Source organism: Shewanella sp. DAU305, from assembly GCF_026802235.1.
In the GTDB taxonomy this organism is placed as follows: domain Bacteria; phylum Pseudomonadota; class Gammaproteobacteria; order Enterobacterales; family Shewanellaceae; genus Shewanella; species Shewanella baltica.
Genome location: NZ_CP113808.1, coordinates 846,279 through 869,842 on the forward strand (window position 1 = coordinate 846,279; position 23,564 = coordinate 869,842).

The 23,564-nt window shown below is 46.6% G+C and carries 24 protein-coding genes; 10 read left to right on the forward strand and 14 right to left on the reverse strand.

Annotated elements, in window-relative coordinates:
- Window positions 1-756: 756 nt before the first annotated feature.
- Complete coding sequence (typA, locus tag OX890_RS03740; RefSeq protein ID WP_012196535.1) at window positions 757-2,568, forward strand: translational GTPase TypA; 1,812 nt, start codon at window positions 757-759, stop codon at window positions 2,566-2,568.
- A 566-nt stretch (window positions 2,569-3,134) separates the two neighbouring features.
- On the opposite strand, the gene OX890_RS03745 is transcribed toward typA, so the two are convergent.
- From OX890_RS03745 to OX890_RS03755, 3 genes are all read right to left on the reverse strand, one after another.
- Window positions 3,135-3,578: a TM2 domain-containing protein gene (locus tag OX890_RS03745; RefSeq protein WP_126490978.1), complete on the reverse strand. Its 444-nt coding sequence runs from the start codon at window positions 3,576-3,578 to the stop codon at window positions 3,135-3,137.
- A 468-nt stretch (window positions 3,579-4,046) separates the two neighbouring features.
- The gene (locus OX890_RS03750) at window positions 4,047-5,081 is read right to left on the reverse strand and encodes a GGDEF domain-containing protein (protein ID WP_126490979.1); all 1,035 of its coding nucleotides are present in this window, start codon (window positions 5,079-5,081) and stop codon (window positions 4,047-4,049) included.
- A 173-nt stretch (window positions 5,082-5,254) separates the two neighbouring features.
- On the reverse strand, window positions 5,255-6,469 hold the full coding sequence (locus tag OX890_RS03755) for a 4Fe-4S binding protein (protein ID WP_259523200.1): 1,215 nt from the start codon (window positions 6,467-6,469) through the stop codon (window positions 5,255-5,257).
- Between the two features lie 367 nt (window positions 6,470-6,836).
- Here OX890_RS03755 and OX890_RS03760 point away from each other — a divergent pair, with 367 nt between their 5' ends.
- Both OX890_RS03760 and OX890_RS03765 read left to right on the forward strand, forming a co-directional pair.
- Complete coding sequence (locus OX890_RS03760; protein WP_268650106.1) at window positions 6,837-7,841, forward strand: isopenicillin N synthase family dioxygenase; 1,005 nt, start codon at window positions 6,837-6,839, stop codon at window positions 7,839-7,841.
- A gap of 18 nt (window positions 7,842-7,859) precedes the next feature.
- Window positions 7,860-9,020 carry a trans-sulfuration enzyme family protein gene (locus tag OX890_RS03765; protein ID WP_268650107.1) on the forward strand — a complete coding sequence of 387 codons (1,161 nt, stop codon included), beginning with the start codon at window positions 7,860-7,862 and terminating at the stop codon, window positions 9,018-9,020.
- A 230-nt stretch (window positions 9,021-9,250) separates the two neighbouring features.
- Here OX890_RS03765 and OX890_RS03770 read toward each other — a convergent pair whose 3' ends face one another.
- Together OX890_RS03770 and OX890_RS03775 are read right to left on the reverse strand one after the other, a co-directional pair.
- Window positions 9,251-9,904, reverse strand: coding sequence for a DUF2959 domain-containing protein (locus tag OX890_RS03770; RefSeq protein ID WP_268650108.1), 654 nt, complete (start codon window positions 9,902-9,904; stop codon window positions 9,251-9,253).
- A gap of 29 nt (window positions 9,905-9,933) precedes the next feature.
- Complete coding sequence (locus OX890_RS03775) at window positions 9,934-10,155, reverse strand: hypothetical protein (protein WP_006079786.1); 222 nt, start codon at window positions 10,153-10,155, stop codon at window positions 9,934-9,936.
- A gap of 81 nt (window positions 10,156-10,236) precedes the next feature.
- Here OX890_RS03775 and OX890_RS03780 point away from each other — a divergent pair, with 81 nt between their 5' ends.
- The 6 genes from OX890_RS03780 to azoR all read left to right on the forward strand — a co-directional run bounded on the left by OX890_RS03780 (window position 10,237) and on the right by azoR (window position 14,623).
- A complete protein-coding gene (locus tag OX890_RS03780) occupies window positions 10,237-11,208 on the forward strand; it encodes a virulence factor BrkB family protein (RefSeq protein ID WP_011982172.1) in 972 nt (323 codons plus the stop codon).
- A 36-nt stretch (window positions 11,209-11,244) separates the two neighbouring features.
- Window positions 11,245-12,210 carry an alpha/beta fold hydrolase gene (locus OX890_RS03785; protein WP_268650110.1) on the forward strand — a complete coding sequence of 322 codons (966 nt, stop codon included), beginning with the start codon at window positions 11,245-11,247 and terminating at the stop codon, window positions 12,208-12,210.
- Window positions 12,207-12,812 (forward strand): hypothetical protein, encoded by a 606-nt coding sequence (locus OX890_RS03790; protein ID WP_012586536.1) that lies wholly within the window; start codon window positions 12,207-12,209, stop codon window positions 12,810-12,812. Before OX890_RS03785 ends, OX890_RS03790 begins: the two co-directional genes overlap by 4 nt.
- A 17-nt stretch (window positions 12,813-12,829) precedes the next feature.
- Complete coding sequence (gene dtd / locus OX890_RS03795) at window positions 12,830-13,267, forward strand: D-aminoacyl-tRNA deacylase (RefSeq protein ID WP_006079790.1); 438 nt, start codon at window positions 12,830-12,832, stop codon at window positions 13,265-13,267.
- A gap of 147 nt (window positions 13,268-13,414) precedes the next feature.
- Window positions 13,415-13,867, forward strand: coding sequence for a thioesterase domain-containing protein (locus OX890_RS03800; RefSeq protein ID WP_006079791.1), 453 nt, complete (start codon window positions 13,415-13,417; stop codon window positions 13,865-13,867).
- A 159-nt stretch (window positions 13,868-14,026) separates the two neighbouring features.
- Window positions 14,027-14,623: an FMN-dependent NADH-azoreductase gene (gene azoR, locus OX890_RS03805; RefSeq protein WP_006079792.1), complete on the forward strand. Its 597-nt coding sequence runs from the start codon at window positions 14,027-14,029 to the stop codon at window positions 14,621-14,623.
- Window positions 14,624-14,776: 153 nt separating this feature from the next.
- Here the strand turns inward: azoR and OX890_RS03810 are convergent, their stop codons facing one another.
- The 3 genes from OX890_RS03810 to OX890_RS03820 form a co-directional block, all read right to left on the reverse strand.
- Window positions 14,777-14,962 (reverse strand): hypothetical protein, encoded by a 186-nt coding sequence (locus OX890_RS03810; RefSeq protein WP_268650111.1) that lies wholly within the window; start codon window positions 14,960-14,962, stop codon window positions 14,777-14,779.
- Window positions 14,963-15,037: 75 nt separating this feature from the next.
- On the reverse strand, window positions 15,038-15,361 hold the full coding sequence (locus OX890_RS03815) for a rhodanese-like domain-containing protein (protein WP_011845563.1): 324 nt from the start codon (window positions 15,359-15,361) through the stop codon (window positions 15,038-15,040).
- A 145-nt stretch (window positions 15,362-15,506) separates the two neighbouring features.
- Window positions 15,507-16,082 carry a helix-turn-helix domain-containing protein gene (locus OX890_RS03820; RefSeq protein WP_071940458.1) on the reverse strand — a complete coding sequence of 192 codons (576 nt, stop codon included), beginning with the start codon at window positions 16,080-16,082 and terminating at the stop codon, window positions 15,507-15,509.
- Window positions 16,083-16,245: 163 nt separating this feature from the next.
- Between OX890_RS03820 and OX890_RS03825 the strand changes: the two genes are divergently transcribed.
- Window positions 16,246-17,406, forward strand: coding sequence for a benzoate/H(+) symporter BenE family transporter (locus OX890_RS03825; protein ID WP_268650112.1), 1,161 nt, complete (start codon window positions 16,246-16,248; stop codon window positions 17,404-17,406).
- Between the two features lie 42 nt (window positions 17,407-17,448).
- On the opposite strand, the gene OX890_RS03830 is transcribed toward OX890_RS03825, so the two are convergent.
- The 6 genes from OX890_RS03830 to OX890_RS03855 form a co-directional block, all read right to left on the reverse strand.
- The gene (locus tag OX890_RS03830) at window positions 17,449-18,840 is read right to left on the reverse strand and encodes a methyl-accepting chemotaxis protein (RefSeq protein WP_259566554.1); all 1,392 of its coding nucleotides are present in this window, start codon (window positions 18,838-18,840) and stop codon (window positions 17,449-17,451) included.
- A gap of 120 nt (window positions 18,841-18,960) precedes the next feature.
- Window positions 18,961-19,557: an SCO family protein gene (locus OX890_RS03835; protein ID WP_268650113.1), complete on the reverse strand. Its 597-nt coding sequence runs from the start codon at window positions 19,555-19,557 to the stop codon at window positions 18,961-18,963.
- Window positions 19,558-19,790: 233 nt separating this feature from the next.
- Window positions 19,791-20,270, reverse strand: coding sequence for a GNAT family N-acetyltransferase (locus OX890_RS03840; protein ID WP_268650114.1), 480 nt, complete (start codon window positions 20,268-20,270; stop codon window positions 19,791-19,793).
- Window positions 20,271-20,789: 519 nt separating this feature from the next.
- Entirely contained in the window at window positions 20,790-21,533 is a 744-nt protein-coding gene (locus tag OX890_RS03845) for a hypothetical protein (protein WP_268650115.1), read from the reverse strand.
- Window positions 21,534-21,561: 28 nt separating this feature from the next.
- Window positions 21,562-22,818: a beta-ketoacyl-ACP synthase gene (locus OX890_RS03850; protein ID WP_268650116.1), complete on the reverse strand. Its 1,257-nt coding sequence runs from the start codon at window positions 22,816-22,818 to the stop codon at window positions 21,562-21,564.
- Window positions 22,819-23,544 (reverse strand): 3-ketoacyl-ACP reductase FabG2, encoded by a 726-nt coding sequence (locus OX890_RS03855; protein WP_115335707.1) that lies wholly within the window; start codon window positions 23,542-23,544, stop codon window positions 22,819-22,821.
- Window positions 23,545-23,564: the final 20 nt, after the last annotated feature.

Here is a 23,564-nt window from a genome sequence, read left to right on the forward strand (position 1 = left end):
TAAGATGCACCGCTTATGTGGCAGTGAGATGGCAGTGACGCCTTGGCTCACATTAGTCGCATAAGGACAGCAGCACTGAATCTAGCACATCTTTTCAGCACAGAACTGGACTATTTCTCTGGGCTATTTCGCCGCCGCATAATTGTCATAAAACCACGCTAGTCTGTCCAACTATGCCACGCATTCTCAATCCAATAGTGGTTTATTATCATATTATTAGGAAAGAGTTCGTTCTCATGTGCGAAATGTCTTTGCTGTTCACAGACCAAGTGAATCAATGATGCGTAATAAAGGTATAGCGTGACAATGAAGTGAGTCTTAAAGACATTCAGTTTTCGCGGTCATAAACGCCAATATGAATGCTCAGTTAAATGTACGCTAGAATTTATTGCTGTTTCTCGGCGAGATGATTTCATCGCGGTGACATCAATTTTAATTGATGTTTAAATCAGCAGAAATGGTTTGCGTCTAGAGTATGAAAAATAGCAAATTCAGCTGCTTAACTCTGATTTTTCCTACGAATATGGCAATTGAACAGTGCTTTAACTGTGGCGGTAGAGGATTTCACTCAATGGAATATTGGCAGGAATTACCCAAGGATTGGCGGATTGTTTTATAAGTGTTCAAAAATAATCCTGTGCGCCAAGGCCGCTCTGGAGTAGAATGGCACGCTTTTTATTGTGGCGGATCGAGCTAGATCGCCATAACGAATTACTGAAATATCCCTATTTTTGTTTGATGGTAAGAGGTTTATCCGTGCTAGAGAATTTACGTAACATCGCCATTATTGCACACGTTGACCATGGCAAAACGACCCTGGTAGACAAGTTGCTGTCACAGTCAGGCACCCTTGCAACCCGAGGAGAAGCCACTGAGCGGGTGATGGACTCCAACGATCTTGAAAAGGAACGTGGGATCACGATTCTGGCAAAGAATACTGCCATCAAGTGGAACGACTACCGTATTAACATCGTTGATACCCCAGGCCACGCCGATTTCGGTGGTGAGGTTGAGCGTGTTCTGTCTATGGTTGACTCAGTATTATTGCTGGTTGATGCCGTTGACGGTCCAATGCCACAAACTCGCTTCGTAACGAAGAAAGCGTTTGCTCAAGGCTTAAAGCCAATCGTTGTTATCAACAAGATTGACCGTCCAGGTGCACGCCCAGATTGGGTTATCGACCAAGTATTCGACCTGTTCGACAACTTAGGCGCAACTGACGAGCAGTTAGATTTCCCAATCGTTTACGCTTCTGCGTTAAACGGTTTTGCAACTTTAGATCCGGATGTAGCGAGCGATGATATGACGCCGCTGTTCCAAACTATCGTTGAAAAAGTATCTTTCCCAGATGCTGACGCCGAAGGTTCGTTCCAGATGCAAATTTCGCAAATCGACTACAACTCATACGTGGGTGTTATCGGTATCGGCCGCATCAAGCGTGGTAGCGTTAAAACTAACCAACAAGTGACCATTATTGGCGCTGATGGCAAAACTCGTAACGGTAAAATGGGCCAAGTATTAGGTTACATGGGTCTAGACCGTACTGAAGTTGAAATTGCTAACGCGGGCGACATCGTTGCTATCACAGGTTTAGGCGAGCTGAAAATTTCTGACACTATCTGTGCCGTTGGCGCAGTAGAAGCAATGCCTGCTTTGACTGTTGATGAACCCACTCTGACCATGACTTTCCAAGTTAACACTTCACCTTTTGCTGGTAAAGAAGGTAAGTATGTGACTTCACGTAACATTCTGGAACGTCTGCAAACAGAATTAGTCCACAACGTGGCACTGCGTGTTGAAGAAACAGAAAGTCCAGATCGCTTCCGCGTATCTGGTCGTGGTGAATTGCATTTATCAATCCTGATTGAAAACATGCGTCGTGAAGGTTACGAGTTAGCCGTATCACGTCCAGAAGTAATTCTGAAAACCATCGACGGTGAACTGTGTGAACCATACGAGACGTTGACTGTTGACGTTGAAGAAGAAGATCAAGGCACAGTGATCGAGAAGTTAGGTACCCGTAAAGCTGAAATGAAAGATATGCAGCTTGATGGTAAAGGTCGTGTACGTATTGACTTCATCATCCCAAGCCGTGGTTTAATCGGTTTCCAAACTGAATTCTTAACTGCGACTTCTGGTACTGGTCTAATCTACCACTCGTTCGACCATTACGGTCCACACAAAGGTGGCGATATCGGTCAACGCGCTAACGGCGTATTGATCTCTAACGCTACTGGTAAGGCTCTGACCTTCGCACTGTTTGGTCTACAGGATCGCGGTCGTCTCTTTATCGGCCATGCCGCTGAAGTATACGAAGGCCAAGTAGTTGGTATCCACGCTCGCTCAAACGATCTGACAGTTAACTGTCTGAAAGGTAAGCAGCTGACCAACATGCGTGCTTCTGGTACTGACGAAGCTCAAGTACTGACTACGCCAATCACAATGACACTTGAGCAAGCGCTTGAGTTCATCGATGATGACGAATTAGTTGAAGTAACGCCTAAGAACATTCGTGTTCGTAAGAGACACTTGACTGAAAACGATCGTAAGCGCTTTAACCGCGCTTAATGATCGTCTGACTCGCCATTAAGGTGGGTCAATCGGTTTAAAAAGCCCTGCATAGGAAACTATGCGGGGCTTTTTGTTTTTAGGATTAAATGATTTGGAATATTAGGACTATTATTTTGTATGGTTTTTTAGTTAACTCAAATTAGTTCAGTAGTTCAGTAGTTCAGTAGTTCATTAGTTCAGTAGTTCGCATTCACTCATCGATAGATTGGGAGGCCGCTCTTATTTTGAATATGATTTAGAGTCTCATCTGCATTATGCAAAGATATAAGAATTACCGCTTGATGTTTGTCAAATGACAGAACAATTGATGGTGTAGTGTCTGGCGAGGAGTCGTTGATACTTTATTATGTATTTATGGCGGTTATCTCAAATTGAGTTGATATATTATCTATGAGTGGGGAGCTGTATTTCTAATGATGTTATAAATTAATAATTTATATAAAAAAGCGAACCACTAAGGGTTCGCAGATGGAGTTTTCAGCTAACACTTTACTGTATAGTCGTAATGTATTTAGCTCTTGTGGTAAACCTAATTAATTGACTTTGTTGGTTTATTATTTATATTAAAACCATGGTTTTTGTCCGATGACATATGTTTGCTCAAATTCTTCATCCGATTTTACAAGGTATAGAATGAATTCAACAAAAGCGATGATACCTATCACCATTGATGGCAAACCAAGTAGAATGAAACCAAATAAGAATACCAAAAGCATAATTACACCCTGTTTGGTGTAACCTAAATAGAATTTATGTGCACCAAATGCACCTAGAAAAAATGCGAATAAGGCAGCAGCTATTTTTTTGGATGCACCCGCAGAGCCATGGTTTTCAGCATATACAGCTTCCGCTGTTTGTCCATTTATTGAAAAATCGACTTTAGTTCCTGATCTAGGTAATGAGGCACCTTTCCACTCAGAAATATTGAGTTCATAACGATTGCCATCTTCGCCAGAAATAATACCGCTACGCTCTGACTCATTAAATTCAAGGATTTTCCCTTTCATATTGTCTACTCCATTGGTTAATAATTTGGTCCATTTAGTACCTTTCGCAAGACAATTACGAAGGTAGCTAATAAGTTTCTGTGTGGAATAACTCGTCTAAATCGAGTCGAGCTAAGAACTAATGAGACGACGTTTCATTTTTAGTTGATATATTCCGGTAAGATGCTGTTATTAAACGTTAACAGTTAGTAAATGGCAAGCAAGGATTAGGAGAAAATATAATATTTATAAAAGATTAACTCTCTTCAACTATGAATATCGTTTTCTCATTTATATAAACTATTTTCTAACTGGCGTTATGCTTGTAATAAGCTATTGGAAATGTCTATAAAATCAATGAAGTAATGAAAGCCATCTAAAGATAACTCACTACATCGAGTAAAGTCGCTCCAGTATCAGTACAAGTCTGTGGTTAACCACATCTTTACTGAGGCACTTGACTTAAAAGTGCTGTAAAAAGAGTCAATATCAAGTTGATGTCGCCTCCTCATTCATCACCCGTATGCAATTGCGGCCTGCTGATTTTGCGCGGTAGAGGGCGGCATCGGCTTGGCGAACGAGTTCTAAAGCATTTTGTTGGTTAGAGGGCTGCAGATAAGCGACTCCTGCGCTGACGGTCACAATACCAAGGTCGGTATACGCATGTGGAATGGCAATGGTTTGGATCAACTGATGAATATGCTGCGCTGTGTCGAGTACCGTTTGTTTGTCGATATTGGGTAACAGAATGACAAATTCCTCACCACCGTAGCGAGCCACGAGTTCGCCGGCTCTGCGGCCCGACTGGGATAAAGTACTGGCCAGTTGTTTAAGGCAATCATCGCCGGCGACGTGGCCATAGTGATCGTTAAATTGTTTGAAGTGGTCAATATCGAGCATGATGAGGGCCAGTGAGGAATTGATCCTTTGTCCTCGGCTCCACTCCGTTTGTAACATCATGTCAAATAGGCGGCGGTTACCGATATTGGTTAAACCATCGGTATTGCTGAGTATTTCGAGTTGCCTATTAGCTTCTGCCAGCTCACAGGTTCGTGCCTTGATCATGGATTCAAGCTCAACATTACGCTCTTCTAATCGCGCTATCGGGTAAATCTCCCCCTTGTGGGCTAAGCCGTAGGGGATGGATATGCCACTGTGGGCAATCATCCAGTCTTTGTGTTCTAAACGAAATATCAATACTAGCCGTGCCGTTTCGCGGGAAAACATAGGATTAGGGATGGGTAAGTGGATATGGAAAAAGGCAGTCACAACCACGAGGTTATCGGCAAGATCTTGTAAGGAGAGATCTAACATTTCGATATGGATCCGCTCAGGCACTTGTGCAAAGTCCTGCCGAGTGATCCGCACCCATTCTTCCCTGTCGGTGACAAGCTGGTCACTACTGCCAGCATAGCCGCTAAAGTTCTCACTAAAGCGGTGGGTTAGCCTGTCATCACGGGAGGAATACATCTCAATATATTCGTCAAATAACGAACGGATCAGTTGCTGTCGGTTGGGTCGCATAGGCTAGCTCCGTGATGGAACATAAAACCACTTATCTGGTATTCGCATAGGAATAGTATCAGCGATAAAATCGAGTGGTTGCCTGATTGTAGTCAATGTTATGACTTATATATTAAAAATACTGCAGATAGTGATGTAAGCCATTATCTGCAGTGTGCTTTTTGGGGGATTAGCTAATGCCCAACTCTATCTATCACTTGGATCAGTTCCATGCGGATATTGTCGGGTGTTTGGCTATGCCAGAAACCCGCTAAGTAAGCGCCCAACGGCAGAATAAATAATGCGATTAGCACTAATGCCAGCAATCCCTTGTGGCCGAGTCTGTGGCCGGATTTAAGTCCTAGGCCAAGGGCGGCAGATTTTGGACAAGCGGCAACGCAGCGCATACAGGCTTGGCACTCGTCACTGCGAACCGTGGTTTTTGTGTGCACTATGATGTTTGCTGGGCAGGCGCGGGTGCACTTGTCACATTTCATCCCTTTTGCTTCGATAAGACAGTGCTGGCTATCGCGGCGGATTTTTAAGGGACTCGCAAAACTTAAGATCCCGAGTATGGCACCATAAGGGCACAAGTAACGGCAGAATCCCTGACGGCGCCATGCGGCTAAGGCAAGGATCAACGCAAACACTAATAAGGTAATTAGGCTCGGTGTTAGGAAGAACAGTGCCATCTTCAAGTCGGCAATCTTATGGTAATTACCTTCGAGATAATTAGGAATCGATTGCGCTGGCATACCAATCACTATGTAACAGAGGCCAAGTAGCAATAGATACTTGAGCATACGCAGTGGCCAATCGAGCCAAGCGGGTGGTGTTAGTTCTGATTTAATAAAGCGTTTTCTAAAGGCATACAGATATTCCCCTGCCAAACCTAATGGGCAAGCCCAGCCACAAAATGCTCGCTTGCAGAGTAATCCTGTGAGTAATACCGCAGCTAACATCACTGCCGCTGCAGGATGAGTTTGATCCCATAAATTCAGACTGACAATGGCCTTAAGCTCAATGCCGCCAGCAATTGGCAGGAAAGCATCGACCACATCTGGGCGCATGAGCCAAGGTGTAATCCCTTGCTTAAGCAGTATGGTATTGATTGTGTATTGCACGGCAACCAGTAAAAGCGATAGCGCCAAGACATGCTGAGTGCCTTGCCGCAGGGTGTTGATTTTAATCTCACCCTTGAAGGAATCAGGTGCAAATTTATGCCCCAATAATGCCAACGGCAGCGCAATAATCAGTCCGAGTGCCAATGGCCAGTAAAGGCTAATCGCGACGGCGGCGACGCTGAGTAACAGTGTGGCGACAGCGCCCCATTTCTGGCCGCTCCAATAGCTGAGCGAGGCGAGATACATGAGTGCCAACATCAGGGTGAGTGATTCGATAAAAGTCATAGTGATGAATACAGCGAATGAGTAACGAGTACAGTGTCTGAGTGATGAACTGATGATAAGTTTTTGAGTACTAAGTGAAATTGTGCGACAGGTCTAAGATTGGTGCTATCAATCCACTAAAGCGCGCCATAGCTCACAAAGCCAAGTGTTTTGGGCTTGCACAAAAAAAGAAGGGATTGCAGGGAGGCGAGATGAGTATCGTTACGACTCATCGACAAGTGAAAGGGAAGTATGGAAGCCTAGATGTCTATATATCCAAACGATCTAATATTCTTGTTTGATATATCAAATAGTTATTAATTCGTTATCCATTACCTTATAAAGGCATAGAATCCGACTCAAATCATGCGTTGAATTGGAGTCATTGATGGAACAATTACCGATATTGAATTTAAGCGATTGGCATGCGGGTGGGCAAAGTCGTCACGCCTTCATTACTAAACTTGCCGATGCAGCTAGAAGGATAGGTTTTTTCTATTTAACTGGCCATGGCATTGAGCTCGCGAGACAGCAGCAAGTACTTCAGTTAGCTAGGGATTTCTTTGCGCTCCCTCTCGCCGATAAGCTCGCGGTGAAAATGACGAACACGCCTCATTTTCGTGGTTATACCCGTTTACAAGGTGAATTGACCTTAGGGAAGCCGGATTTGCGTGAGCAATTTGACATAATGCAAGAGGAAATCGCTAATCCTCCGCGTTCGGATGTGCCAAAATGGTCGCAATTACAAGGACCTAATCAATGGCCGTCCCAATTACCGCAGATGAAAACGATTTTATTGGAATGGCAACAGGACTTAGCCGATACCAGTGTTGCGCTATTGAAGGCGCTCGCTGTCGCATTAGAGCAATCAGAGACCGCATTCGATGCCACGATTGATGCTGGCCCATATCAACACATGAAGCTTATCCGTTATCCAAGTGCGAATGGAGAGACTTCTGGTCAAGGGGTGGGCGCGCACAAAGATCCTGGCTACCTCACCTTAGTGCTGCAAGATAAGCAATCGGGTTTAGAAGTTCAGACTGACGAAGGTTGGTTAAGCATACCGCCCTTGGAAGGCGCCTTTGTTGTTAATATAGGTGAGTTACTTGAGTTAGCCTCTAACGGGTATTTAAAAGCCACTTATCACAGGGTCACTAGCCCACCTGCTGGAGTTGAGCGCTACTCTTGCGCCTTTTTTATGGCGGCACAGTTGAACGCTACGGTTCCCTTGTTACCCTTGCCTGAATATTTGGCACGCCAAGCCCAAGGGCCTGCAAGCGATCCATTAAATCCACTCTTTCACCAAGTTGGCCAAAACGTATTAAAAGGGCGTTTACGCTCACATCCTGATGTTGCGAAAGCGCATTACGCCTCATTTGCCAATGCTATTTAATTGTTATTAGGATCTATTATGCAGTTTAAAACCAAATTACTTCACACCCATCATACCGCTGAAAACTCAACGGGTGCGCTCACAACACCTATCTATCAAAGTAGCACTTTTGCCTATGGCAGTGCCGAAGATGGTCGAGCGCGTTTTGCCGGTGAACAGCCGGGTTTTATCTACAGCCGTATGGCGAACCCCACAGTACAGGCTCTTGAACACCAATTGGCCCAGCTAGAGGGGGCTGATGAAGCGCTCGTTGTTGCGAGTGGTATGGCGGCAATCAGCAGTATTTTCTATGCCTTGGCCAGTCAAGGTGATGAAATCGCATTTATCGATCCTGTATATGGTGGTACTGCGGCATTTCTAATCCAAACGCTGACCCGCGCGGGCATTACAGTGCGCCGTTATCAAGATGACGACCACTTATTGTCTGAGATAAGCCCCGAGACAAAAATTATCTTATTTGAGCCTATTACCAATCCGACCTTAAAAGTCAGTGATTATCGTAAGGTAAAGCTCGCCGCTGAGCGGGTTGGGGCAATCACCATTTGTGATAATACGTTTTTAACGCCGTATTTATTTAAACCGCTTGAACATGGCATAGATATCGTGATGCACAGTGCCACTAAATATTTAAGTGGGCATGGTGATTTAATCGCAGGTGTTGTCGCGGGCCGTAAAGCATTAATGCAGCCAATTCGCACCATAGCACTTAAGCATATTGGGGCTGCTATTGGGCCACAGGAAGCCTATTTACTGCAGCGCGGTTTACGTACTTTAGCGTTGCGAATGGATGCTCATCTTGCGGGAGCCGCTAAAGTCGCTGCTTTTTTAGCATCACATCCGAGCGTCGCAAAAGTCTATTACCCAGGGCTTTCACAGGACCCAGGGCATCAAGTTTTGAGTGAAACGATAAATGCCTTTGGCGGTATGGTGAGCATTGAACTTGAAGGCGGGTTTAGTCGAGCGGCGCAGTTTTTAGATAATTTAAACCTATTTACTCAAGCGGTCAGTTTAGGCGATCTAGAAAGCTTAGCTTGCCACCCTGCAAGTACTACTCATGCGGCAATGGATGCGGCGAGCAGGCTGGCGTCTGGGGTGAACGATAACCTTATCAGACTGAGTATTGGCGTTGAAGATCCTCAAGATTTAATCGCCGATCTTGAACAAGCATTAGCGATATAAGACGGATAATTTGAATCCGGCCTGTAGCTAAGATCGTGTGTACAACTCGCGGTAGATTTTTCCTGCGGGATAATTTGATGAATGGTCAATCACTTAGTGTGATGTGCAGTGTCAGCAACTCACTAACAATGACTCATATTAAGCGGCGATGAGTTAGCCTAAGCTGTTAGTTCTGTTTTCTTTAATTGAAACTAACAGCTTGCGCCTCGAAGGAGTCAAAGGTATTCAAGCTAGCTTTTTGATTTTTCGAGTGACTCGATAAATTTGTTCGACTCATTAATCGATTTGTTCATCTCTTTAATCAGGCCAGAAATATCGGTTTGCAGGCTGGTAAATTCGCCTTTGATCGCACCAATGGCTTGGGCGTTCAAGTTATGCTTGAGATACAGCATGTTGTCTTTCATGGCGGTGAGGATAGGCGGCATTTTTGATTCGGCACGGTGCATGCTTTTGATCAATTGTTCGTAGGCGCGGCGCGTTTCTTTGAGCTTAGCTTCACTGTTACGGCGCAGGCTGGCTTTGCTGATCTCGCCAATTTCATCTTGCCACTCATCGAATAACGCTTCGGCTACATCTTCAACTTTCTTGATGCGGTTACTGACGTTATCTGCGGCGCTTTGGGCCGATTCGTATTCATCCTTAGCCTTGTTATAGGCTTTTTCTAGGTTGCCGCCATCGTGATTGAGCAGGGCTTGCATCTCTTCGAGGGCCGAGCTGAACTCTTTTTGGGCGTCCTCTTGGGATTCTTTCGCGTCTTTAACTCTGTCGACCATAATATCGCGTTTATGGTAACCGACCTTTTCCATCGCGCCGTAATAGGCACTTTGGCAACCACTGAGCAGGAGGCTTGCGGCAATCAGGCCTGAAGTTATCAGTCTTTTCATTGGGTATTCCGTCACTGAGTGAATTGAAATTAATCGGCCTTAAATCGAGCCGCATCGATAATGCTCCACAGATGAAAGATAGCACCTATTACCGCAGGCACAATTAGCCACCACAGGGCATAACCCACCACTGTGATAATGAAAAATAACAGTGCGGCCATAATGCGGCCTTGTAATAGTTGGCCTAACCCAGGGAAAAATAGGCTAGCAATAGCGGAAATAACGTTACCCGCAGATCCTTGTTGAGACATCAATTCACTCCTTAGACTTGTAAATTAAGTGTTTATTGTACGAAGATAACGAGTCTATACCAACAGAATCAAGAGAAACCCGTGACTAAGAAGATAGAACTGGCACAAATTCGCGTCTTATTCCTCGGGATCTGGCACTTCCTGCTGCATTTAAGGCGGCGTTTAGTGGAAGATCAGATCAATATTCGCGCCGGACACTTGGCCTATGTCACGCTATTGTCACTCGTGCCTATGGTGGCCGTGACTATGTCTATGTTGTCGGCTTTTCCGGTGTTTAAAGGCATACGCGGTCAGATAGAAGGCTTTGTTTACGAAAACTTTTTACCCGCAGCTGGCGACACAGTGCAAGTATATATCAATGAATTTGTGGGCAATGCGTCTAAGGGCACAGCCGTGGGGATCGCGGCCTTGGTGGTGGTTGCCATTATGCTGATTTCCGCCATCGACAAATCACTCAATAACATTTGGCGCACTAAAGAGAAGCGTTCCGTGGTGGTCGCATTTTCTATGTATTGGATGGTGCTAACGTTAGGGCCGGTATTGGTCGGGGCGAGTTTAGTCGCATCCTCCTATGTGATTTCACTGAAGGTGTTTGAAGCTGAAGCTTTATCGGGCATGTTGCCGATTTTTATCGCGCGTTTGCCCATGTTGTTTTCGGTCGCCGCATTCTTGCTGTTATACATGGTGGTGCCGAATCAGAAGGTGAAGTTTTTACATGCATTATTGGGGGCGATTGTGGCCGCGCTCTTGTTTGAGCTAGGTAAAAAAGGCTTTGCCTTGTACGTGACTCAGTTTCCAAGTTATGAAGCCATCTACGGTGCGCTCGCGACGATCCCCATAGTGTTTGTCTGGGTGTATTTATCGTGGATGATAGTGTTGCTCGGCGCGGAGATTACCGCGGCTATGCCAGAATATTTAGATTATGAATCGAGCTCAGATGACGAAACGGCCCTGAATGCCAAGCCATTAGCAGATGCCAGCCAAGGTGATTCGCCGTCAGTATTAACGTCGGCAGAGGTGACGGCACTCAAGGCCGTGGCGAAATCGGAATGACACCCCTAAACGGTTAAGCAATGGCGATAACACTTAATGCCTGAATCAGTGCCTGAATCCTTTCCCCCTTTTATCCGCCGCGACTGGTTTAGCGTTGGCAATGGTCAGCAATTACATCTGGCGCAATACGGTAATCCTCAAGGTATCCCGCTGTTGTATTTGCACGGTGGTCCGGGAGCGGGTTGTGAGATCGGTGATTTAGCCTTATTTAATGGCGAACAATATTGGATTTTGCTGTTAGATCAACGAGGTTCTGGGCAGTCCTTGCCATTTGGCGATTTAGCCCATAATCATCTTAATGGTTTGATCTGCGATATGGAGGCGATTCGCCTCGCGTTAGGTATTGAGCGCTGGTGTTTAGCGGGCGGCTCCTTTGGGGCCACATTAGGCTTAATTTACAGCGGATTATTTCCCGAACGGGTGATAGCGCAAGTACTGTGGGCGTTATTTATTCCGTCTAAAGAAGGCATCGATTGGCTCTATGGCGCTGACGGCGCGGCAAAATTGCAACCTGCGGCTTATCGACTCTTCAGTGGTAATGCGTCTGTTGCGCCATCGTTGACTGAACTGCTGGATTCGTACCATCAAGGTTTGGCATCGGCCGATGAAAACCTGCGGCACCATTTTGCGCGGCGTTGGGTTCAGTGGGAGCTAAAGCTCGCGGGGGCGAGGTTAGTATTACCAAGGCTGTTACCCGACCCAGTATTAGCGTTAGCGGATATCGAATTGCACTTTGCTCGGCATGCTTACTTCAATGCCATGAGTGTGTTGCAACGCGTGACGCCTAGGGTGAAGGCGCGTAGTGTGTTATTGCAAGGAATGCAGGATGCGATTTGCCCAGCGGCGCTATTGCGCGATTTTTTGGCTGGGTTAGAGCATGCTATTACGATTCAATCTGTTGCCGACGGCGGACATATGCTCAATAGCGAGTCGTTGTTTTTGGCGGTCACAGCAGAAATCCATGCTATGTGGTCGTGGATACATCAAAGGGAAATACAATGAAAACATTGCTCATCAGTGCCAGTTTACTCGGATTAACTGCCTGTGCCGCCACGGCGCCCTCGCAAACCAGCGCGATTGACCCAGTGGTGGCTCAGGAGAACGTGAGTGCACCCGTCGCGCCCAAAGTCGTTGAACTGGGTGGATTGACCAATGAAGCTGCCGCTGAGCGCTTGTATCAAGCGTTGATTAACGCTAACTACTTGGCCACCAAAGTTGCGCCAACTAAAGTCGCGGTGCAGTTTGGCGATAACCAGTTTTTGCTTGAGCCGAGTATTAATTCTGCGGGCATTGACCGTATTTTAATGAATCGTTTCTATGCCGTGCATCCGCAATTACAGGCTAGCCAAGAGCTGCCTGTGGTGATTGGCACTTTGAATCAAAAGCTTAATTTTGCCAAGTTCGTGTTGCTGGACCAAGGCGCTGTGATCCAAATACAAGGCACTGTTACCTTTGCCGACCGTGTTGAAATCGAAGAGTTACGTCGTTTTATGCTGTGGACCAATGGCGGTTTGGCACAAGTCGCGCAATCCTTGCCCGATGGTATCGACCAATATATTCGTCCTATCCCGCTCATGCAGCAAATGGTTCCCGTTAAGCCTTAATCTAAAAAGGAAAAGTTGTGATTGCGTTAATTCAAAGAGTGAGCCGCGCCAGTGTGGTTGTCGATAATCAAACCATAGGTGCAATCGATAAGGGCCTGTTGGTTCTGCTGGGCGTCGAGCAGGAAGATACCCGCGAGAAGATGGAAAAACTGGCAACTAAAGTGATGAGTTATCGCGTGTTTTCCGATGAGAATGGCAAGATGAATCTCAACCTAGAGCAAGTCGGTGGCTCTTTGTTAGTGGTGTCGCAATTTACCTTGGCTGCCGATACGGGCCGCGGTCTGAGACCTAGTTTTTCGGGCGCCGGTACGCCGGATCAAGCCTTGGCACTGTATGAAGAGTTTGTCGCATTTTGCCGCGCTAAGGGCGTGACCACAGAAACCGGACAATTCGGCGCCGATATGCAAGTGTCCTTAGTCAATGATGGCCCAGTGACTTTTAATCTGCAGGTGTAGCTTCTTATCGCGCGAGTGATTGCGTTAGTTATTGTGTTAGCAATTACGTTAGTTATTACATTAGTCATCGCGTGGTTTTTTTGGGGGATAGAGTGTTGAACTTATTCGGTGTTAGCTGTGAAGAGGGTTGTATCGAGGTAAATGCACATGGATGAATTACTTACTCAATTACTCACTCAGTTACGCCAGACGTGGCACAGTACTATTCCTGTTAGCGAGTTTATGCAGATTGCGCCACTCGATTACAGCGAGGGTGAATTTCGAGTCACTGCGCCGATAGCGCCCAATATTAATCTGCATCAGACCATGTTTGCCGGCAGCATTTATACCTTGATGACCTTAACTGGCTGGGGCGCTGTGTGGCTGAACCAGCGGTTAGCTGGCGTTGCGGGTGACATTGTGCTCGCCGATGCCCATATTCGTTATCTCGCCCCAGTGACTTGTGATCCAGTGGTAACAGTGCAATGGCCAACTGTGGATCTTAGTCCGTTGCAAAGGGGGCGCAGAGTGAAAGTGAAGTTAGCAGTGCAATTGTATTGTGATGCTAAGCTTTGTGCGGTATTCGAAGGCCTGTATGTCAGTGCGCCGAAAGTGAGTTAATTTATAGCGCGTCGCAACAACCTATAACCTTTCTAAAAAATCGAAGTGAATCTCAAATTTTATCCACTTTATTTCTTTTTTATGGGCGAATACACTAGCGTCATAGAGTTGAGATATTCCATCTGACTCTGAGTCATTTACCTATTTTCGGAGCAGATTATGTCTAAAGTCTTAATTTTAAAATCAAGCATTCTTGGCGGTTATTCACAATCTGCCGTGTTAATTGACCACTTAGCTAGCCACTGGGAAACCCAAGGCGCCGCTATCACAGTACGTGATTTAGGCGGTAAAGACGTGCTGCCTATGGTAGACGGTGAAATCGCTTCTGGTTTACGTGGTGGTGCAGAATTATCGGCACGTCAGCAAGAAATGCTCGCATTATCAGATACCTTAGTTGCTGAATTAAAAGCGAACGACACTATTGTTATCGCAGCGCCTATGTATAACTTCACTATTCCGGCTCAACTTAAAAACTGGATCGATTTCATTGCCCGCGCTGGTGTGACTTTTACTTACACTGAAACAGGTCCAAAAGGATTAGTGGAAGGTAAACGCGCTGTGTTAGTGACGACCCGTGGCGGCGCTCACAAAGATGGCCCAACGGATCACGTTGTACCTTACTTGAAAACGGTTTTAGGCTTTATTGGTATCACTAATGTTGAAGTGGTTTACGCCGAAGCGCTGAACATGGGTCCTGAAGCACACGACAAAGGCATGAGCGAAGCAAAACACAGTATCGATCAGCTGAAGGCTTAATTGTCCCATTGATTAGCTGAGTCATCTGATTTAGCTGAATTAATAATGCCAGCCGTTAATGGGCTGGCATTTTTGTATGTTCATTTAAGCTAAGCACGCTTGGCTTAAGTGGTTAGGTTTGAGCTACTAGGTTTAAGTCGCAGACTTAGCCGTTTATTCGCAAAGGCTGCAGCCTTTAGCAAGGGCGCTAGTCTCAACATAACGCACCTTAGTGCTGGCTTGGTCGCGATTACGACTGATGCTAAAGCGTGTATGGCGTTCAGTTTCAAGCGGCTTTTCAGCAGGGTTAACCTGTGCGGCTTCAAGCTGTAACGCTTTGGCATGATTCGTTTTATGCATACATCACCTCGCAGATATCTAAACCATCACAATATATAGACTGGTAAGATTGGCGCCGAACAACCAAGGCTTAAATTAGCTCGGTTGGCAGCAGACTAAATCTTTAAGCGAACCGCCATTCACCACGCAGCCAAAACCATTGGCCTTGAGGATATCGCAGCCTTTTTGCGCTCGAATCCCCGCGCCACAGTAGAGCACGAAGGGATGCTGTTTATTGTCGACTTGATGCAACCATTGGTCGAGCGTTGGCAATGGCACATTAATGGCTTGGGGCAAATGACCGGAGGCAAATTCCTCTGGTGAACGCACATCAATCACCCGTGCGCCTTGCTCAATCAATTGCCAACATTTTTCGCCCGATTGACTGCCGGATAACTTAGCCAGTAAAGATTGAAACATAGCATTGCTCCTACCATTAGAAAATTTTCAATAAGTTTATTCTAATGGATTGGCGAGTGCAAGCGTTGCAAATTATCGGTAGTAATGGTTTGGTCTTTGGCGTTGTTGGTACTCGAACTCTGCATTACTGGCGTTAAATAAGCTGCTACAAGCTTGATTCACAGCCTCGTTGATAGTGAATGATGTCGTGGAAGACCACGGCTTGGTCGTTGAGATTTCGATAGCCATGGGGTTTGTCGGCCGCAAATCGTACCGCTTCACCTTGCTTGAGCGTTTGCCACTGTCCATCGACTAACACTTCCATAGTGCCGCTTAATACAATGACATGTTCAGTGACGCCAGCTTCATGGGGCTCAGAAAGCCGCTCATAGTTTGGCAGCAGGGTGAGTTCAAACATCTCAAAACCGAAACGGTCTTCAAAGGGAAAGAGTGAGGCGACTAGCATGCCGTCGGTGGCGGGTTGTTGGCGTAATTCGTCGGGCTTACGGAATACAGCGCCTTGGCTCTGGGGCGTGGGTTCGAGAAAGGTCGAAAGCGAGATATTGAATCCACTGGCAATTTTCCACAGCGTCGCAATGGTTGGGCTCGATTCGCCGCGCTCGATTTGTCCTATCATGGCCTTGCTGACGCCCGTCTCTTGGGCGGCTTTATCTAAACTCCATCCCTTTTGGTTGCGAAGTGCTTTAAGCGTGGTGGCGAGATAGCTGTTTATCGTCTGCACAATGGCCCCATCATTTTTATAAAAATTTAGTTTGTACGTTATAACGCACAGATGCTATCTTGTCCATCTCGTACGTTATAGCGCACGAAAGCTATCTTGTTCATTTGATAAGTTATAGCGCACAACATGGTGGCGACATCAATTGCAGAGGAAGGGAGTGAATATGTGGCGAGATGCATGGAGTTTGTCAAAAATATCAGCGGGTTTTATTGCGGTATTGGTGGGTTATAGCAGCTCGGCTGTGATTATCTTTCAAGCGGCGGAGGCCGTGGGTGCGACACCTGCACAGATTAGTTCATGGCTGTGGGCTTTAGGTGTGGGCATGGGCGTGACCAGCATAGGGTTATCGCTTTACTACAAGAATCCTATTCTAACGGCTTGGTCGACACCGGGCGCGGCGCTGATGGTGACCAGCCTAGCGGGATTGAGCGTCAACCAAGCCATAGGCGCGTTTCTGGTGAGTTCGATTTTAATTACCCTTTGCGGGGTGGCGGGCTGGATGGATAAGCTTATCCGCATCATGCCGCAGTCAGTCGCTTCCGCCATGTTGGCGGGGATCCTGCTGCAATTTGGCCTAGGGCTATTTCAGGCGATACAAACCCAGCTGAGCCTCATATTGATCATGCTGTTGGTGTTTGTCGTCGTTAAGCCTTTTGCGCCGCGCTACATCATCTTGCTGACCTTGCTGGTGGGCATCGGCATGAGCTTTCAATTAGATTTACTCAAGCTAGATGCAGTTCAGTTGCAACTGGCGATGCCGCTGTGGACCACGCCTGAGTTTTCGTTGGCGAGTGTAATTGGCGTGGCGTTACCGCTGTTTGTGGTCACTATGGCCTCGCAAAATATGCCGGGCGTTGCTGCGCTGCACGGTAATGGCTACAGGCCGCCTATTTCACCTTTGATCACGAGCACAGGGCTAATCGGGGTAATTCTGGCGCCCTTTGGCGGTTTTGCCTTTAACTTATCCGCCATCACAGCGGCTATTTGCATGGGTAAAGAAGCTGACCCGAATCCCGCGACCCGTTACTGGGCGGCAGTGTGGGGCGGCGTATTTTACTTTATCACTGGGTTACTCGGCGCCACTGTGGTTGGTCTGTTTTCCGCTTTCCCGAAGGAATTAGTACTGGCCATCGCCGGATTAGCGCTGCTTGGCACTATCGCCAATAGCCTGACTGCCGCATTAGCTAAAACCGAAGATCGCGAAGTAGCGGTGATCACTTTCTTGGTCACGGCATCAGGTTTTAGTGTACTGGGTATCGGCAGCGCATTTTGGGGTCTGTTGGCTGGATTTATTATTCATGCATGGCAAACCAAAACACGCTAGTTAAGGGGCGTGTTTTGGCGTTTAGCATCTATGACTAAAAGATCAGATTTTGTAGGCTGCCGCCTTAGTTTGATAGGCGGTAGCGATTTGGCTCAATGCTAGCGTTCCCGATGAGAGTTCCTTAACTTTAGTGGCCAATTCATTGATCGCATGTGCGTTATCGATAATATCTTCCCCAATGTGAGCGAGCACTTGGCTCTGGGATTGGGTGGTGTGTGCCACGCTCTCACTCGATACGGCAACATGGGTGATCTGTTCCGAGCGTTGGGCGAGACCATTAGCGATTTCACTGGTGTGTTTCAGGTTTTCAACTGTGCTTTGTTTGCTTAAGTTCATTGAGTCGACAGTCTTAATCATACTGGTGTTAAGGTGAGTTAAGACCGTGGCGATATCATCGGTTGAGCGGCCTGTACGTTGTGCTAAGGCTCTGACTTCATCAGCAACCACGGCAAAGCCACGGCCGCTTTCTCCTGCTCGTGCGGCTTCAATAGCCGCATTGAGTGCGAGCAGATTCGTTTGCTCCGAGATGCTCCGGATCGCTTCGAGTAATTTAGTGATAGCACTGACGTCTGATGTTAACTCGGTTAAGAACTGGGTCACTTCTGTGGTATTTTTTTCCAGCTTCTTCATATCTTCCATAATATTAAGCGCGCTCTTTCTGTCTTCATCACTAGAGTTAGCGGCATGGCGCGCACTTTGTGCTGAGTCATGGCTATCGGCAGCGGCTTGGCTGATCTGCTGAATGACATTTTGCGCTGTATCGGAAATTTGTTGCGCCTGCTGATTTTGCTCATGCACAGTATGTTGGGTTTCATCACTCAGCTGTTTTAGGTGGTTAGTGGTTTTTGCCATATCAACAGCAATTTCACGGTAATCGGAAAACACTTGGGTGAGTTCTTCGAGCATAGTATTAAACGCCATTTCGGCATGATTTTTAGCTGGCACGAGTCGAATAGAAATATCTTTAAACTCAGAGATCTGTTCAATCGCATCCGCAATACGCTGATTTGCCGACGATTCGACGCGCATCATTGAGGCGAGTAAGATCAGAATTCCCGCTTCGGCGGCGGCAAACAGAGCATGCACAAACGTGATATCCCAAGAGCACTGACCCGCAAAAAGCATGATGGCAACCTGATTGATTTCCACACTCTGCATTTGAATATACGTGAACAGTACATGATGTACCGCAACAGTCAGTAGCGCTGCGACTATAGGCTCCCAACGTTGGCAAATTAAGAAAATCGCCATAGTGGCGAAGATATGAAAGTGCATTTCAATCATCCCCATTTGGGTCTGAATGAGTAGGGCGGAAACCGTCATCATGATAACGGCGGCCACAATCGCAAACATAGGTGTTGCCTTCAGCAGGCTGTAACTTATTTGGGTGACGAGCAATACGGCAATTGCGGCCAAAATGGCAAAGCTTATCATCTGTGCTCCAACAAACCCACTTACGAGAAGGATTGGTGCCTGAGCGAGAAGCAGACGATATAAGGTCTGATCGTTTTTAACTGCCATTGAATTATTCGATGAGTGATTCATTTTGTCTGCCTAATTTGAAGACATCATAGTATTGAGATCGGAAAGCAACCTTTCGGTAATAAGCTGCTGTTGAGTATAGGTTTGTTTAAGCTTTCCCGTGGGTGAAATTAAATAAAGATTACCTGTGTGCAGATTTATATCGCTAGTTTGACTTGATATTTCAGCCAGTTGCCGCTGGAGGGTTTCGAGTCGCTCAGGGGTTAACTCGGCACTAAAAAATTGCGCCGACTGATTATCGATCATTTGTGCTCTGAGGGCTGGCAGGTCATTTTGAGGATCGATAGAGACAAACAGAAAACGAATGTTTGTTCTTTCATTTTCAGTGAGTTGTTCCATCAGTGAACGCACTTGATGTACGCGAATAGGGCAAATTTGTGAGCAGCTCAAAAAGCCAAGAAACAGATAGCTTGGTCCCTTAGTCCAGTCATTAAATTGGTGCGTTTTGCCGTGAATATCCTGCCAAGTAAAATCAATATCAGTATCTTGATGGGTTTCAATGCCATAGCTTCCCGATATCGCTTGGTTTAGATAAGCAATGGCGGGGAGGATTAGTAAAGTCATGGCCACAATTAGCACTGTGCTAATGAATGTGCTGGGGTTTTTCATATACTTCTTATTTAATACATTTGAAATGTAAGTGATTGCGTCAATTAGCAATTCCATTGCATTAGTTAGAACTATAGTCGCCTTGGGCTATTTTTCATTAAAAGCACTATCTATTTTTGGGGGTGATTTACGTTGAAAGGCTTGAATGGGAACATTTTAAGTTAACGTTATTGATGCAGAGATTGGCGTTGCGCATAGTAAACGGCTTTCGTACCGTTTACCACTGCTTAAAATTAGATTTTCTTTGTCATAAACACGCTATTGGGGTCGAGTTGGTAGCCGTCGAAGGGGCCACAGATTTCAAAACCAAATTTGCAGTAGAGCAGGCGAGCGGGGTTGAAGAAGTCCATCGAACCTGTCTCTAGACTCAGACGTTTGACGCCAGCGCTTCTGGCATCGTTAATCAAGTGCTGCAATATTTTAGAAGCTATGCCTTGCTGTTTATAGGGCGCGGCAGTGCGCATGGATTTGATCTCGGCGTGCTCGGCATCTAACCATTTTAGTGCACCGCAGCCCGCTAAATTGTTGCCATCCCATAGGGTCCAAAAGTGAATATTGGGCTGACGCAGGCCATCAAGATCTAATGCGTGAACGCTTTCAGGCGGTGAAGTTGCTCGCATATCGTCGAGGTGTTCTTGCAGCAATGCCGCTATCTCTGGCCCTTTAAGGTCATCTAAGGTGATTTTCATAGTAGCTTTTATAGTGAGTCTCATGGCAGTTCGGGTGCTCCCTATTATTGTGGCTTATCCATAATGGCGGCATCGCGTTGTTATCTGTTTGCCAATGCGCCGCTGTGGATAAGCAAATCCTAAGCCAAAAAATGTTAATCAAAGCAAAAGTCGTAGGGCTTCACCCCCCTGCTTTTTGATCATGAGTCGACCAAGGAGGATTGCTCGTCCTATTCTTTTTGTTTTTATTTTTACAAGCTGCCATGACGCCCAACGGAGTTGAAAGCCTCTTGTTTTATATTTTTTCCAAAGGGTTGGCCTCACTCTGAGCAATATCTATGTTTAATAGCCTCTTCGCCTTTCATAGCTCTCGTTCATAAACTTTGAAACTATTCACAGTGTCGGTGAGTGAATGCCATGGCAAGCCTGTAAAGGCGAATATCAGCAAACGCTAAGGCCAACAGTAAAATTTCTTTTAATTTAAAAAGTGATCCAAATGGATATAAAAATGGCCGAGGATAAGCTCGGCCATGATTTGTTTTATTAAGCGTAAAACGGGCTGGTTTAATAGAATTTCTTCAGGTAGCTAGCCGCGTATTTTTGCAGTTTTCGGTTCGAATTTGTGGTCGCAATATTCTCAATCACATCGCGGTAAGCGGTATTCCCCGAACTAGCTAGCGCTTTTGCCATGTTCGCATAGGTATCGATAGCGAGTTTGTCATCGGCCATTAAGCGTGGCGTTTTTAATTCGTTACTGAGGATGGCTAGGATAAAGTCATCGTACTGACGATCATCCATAATGCGTTTAGCCGCTAGGCGCATTAACTCTAAATCATCGCTGCGTAGTGCATTGGCAAAGGCATTATTTTGCTGACTTTGGTCGGCAGCATATTGGCTTTTATCCCCAAGAATGGTATTCCACTTTTTATATTGCGCTAGATTTTCATTGGCTTGAGATGCGTATTTTTTGAGTTTTTTGTGATAGTTGCCATTCACAATGCTGTTGATGGTTTCGCTGTACTTGTCGTTACCCGAGTAGGCTAAGCCTTTGACTAACCAAGCACTGTAGTCGATGGCATTTTTTTCAGTCGCTTGGGGTAAAGAGGCAAGCAGTTTAGCTTCGAGCACATCGTAAATTGCAGGATCGGATAAGCCTGCAAGGCTTAAGGATTCGATGGCTTGTTTCTGCTTAAATTCGTTGTCGCCCTTAAAGACTTCTTGATAGGTTTCTACCGTGTATTCTTTGGCAAAGAGTGGCGCGGTTAATAAACTGATGCTCAGCAGCATCCCTGCAAACAGTGGTTTCATTGCTATGTCCTTATGTGGGTTTTAGGTGTTATCTGGTCCAGCGTTTAAAAATCAGCGAGGTATTAATGCCGCCAAAGGCGAAATTATTACTCATGACATAATCTGTGTCGATCGGGCGCAGTTCGTTACGGATATAGTCCAAATCAGCGCACTGTGGGTCGATATTCTCAAGATTGAGTGTTGGCGCAAACCAGCCCGCATTCATCATCTCAATACTCACCCAAGCTTCTAACGCACCGCATGCGCCTAAGGTGTGGCCCGTGTAGCTTTTAAGGGATGAAATTGGCGTATCTGCGCCAAACACCGCTTGAGTCGCGTGACTCTCGGCAATGTCACCACGGTCGGTTGCTGTGCCGTGGGCGTTCACATAACCTATGGCGCTAGGCTCAAGCTGCGCATCTTTGAGGGCTAATCTGATGGCGATTTCCATGGTCTGCGCATTCGGTTGGGTGACGTGTTGGCCGTCGGAATTTGTGCCAAAACCGACTAACTCAGCATAAATTTTTGCGCCACGCGCCTTGGCGTGTTCGAGCTCTTCGAGCACCAAGGTACAGGCGCCTTCGCCAATGACGAGGCCATCGCGATCCGCATCAAAGGGGCGTGGCGTGAGTTCGGGCGTCGAGTTTTTAGTGCTGGTGGCAAACAGGGTATCGAACACGACGGCTTCGGTGGGACAGAGTTCTTCGCCGCCGCCCGCCAACATTAAGGTTTGCTGACCGTATTTGATGGCTTCATAGGCATAACCTATGCCTTGGCTACCCGAAGTGCACGCGCTGCTGGTGGTGTGAATTCGGCCCTTTAAGCCGAAGAATACGCCGACGTTCACCGCTGTGGTGTGCGCCATCATGCGGATATAACTCGTTGCGGTGATGCCCGACATATCGCCCGTTTTCAGCATATCGCCAAAGGCGGTAATAGGATCGGTACTGCCCGTGGATGAACCGTAGGCGATGCCCATTTCACCCGAGGACACGATAGGGTCATCCAGTAATCCCGCATCGAGTAAAGCCAGTTCACTGGCCCGGGTTGCCATAATGGAAACCTTGCCCATGGAACGAATTTTCTTGCGCGAATAATGGCTTGGCACTTCAAAGTCAGTAATGGGTGCGGCTAAACGGGTATTGAGTCCGTCGTATCTATCCCAGTCACTCATAGTGACGACGCAGTTTTTCTGCGCCTTAAGGTTCGCCGCAATGGTCGGCCAATCATGACCTAGGGCGGTAATCCCGCCAATGCCTGTGATGACCACTCGTTTACAGCGTGTTTGATTTGTCGCCTCGCTCATTTAGATCATACCTCCATTGACCGATATCACTTGGCGAGTGATATAGGCGGCATCGTCAGACATTAAAAATGCGGCTAAGGCTGCGATTTCATTGGGTTTACCCATACGGCGCATCGGCACTAATTGCTCGACCATGTCCTTAGGGATATTGGCCACCATGTCGGTTTCAATCAAGCCCGGGGCGATACAGTTGACGGTGATTTTGCGTTTTGCCAGTTCTAATGACAGTGCCTTAGTCGCGCCGATAATACCCGCTTTGGAGGCGCTGTAATTCACTTGGCCACGGTTGCCCGCGATCCCAGATACCGAGGCTAAAGTGATGATACGTCCACCTTTTCGGCCTTGTACCATAGGCATCACGCAGGGATGGATCACATTATAAAAACCGTCCAAGTTAGTGTGAATGACGCTGTCCCATTCGCTTTCTGTCATGGCGGGAAAGGCGGTATCGCGGTTGATACCGGCATTGAGGATCACGCCGTAATAGGCACCATTGGCCTCGATATCGGCTTCGATGGCGGCTTTGACTGTCGCGCGGTCGGCAACATCAAATTTCAGCAGGCTCACATTGACTCCAAGCGCGCGGATTTGCGTGGCACTGTCATCGGCCGCCGTTTGATTGCTGTGGTAATGCAGGGCGATATCGAAGCCTGCTGCGGCCAGTTTTAGGGCGATGGCTTTACCTATACCGCGGCTCGAACCTGTGACTAATACTCTGTTATTCATCTATTTTCTCCACCCCATTT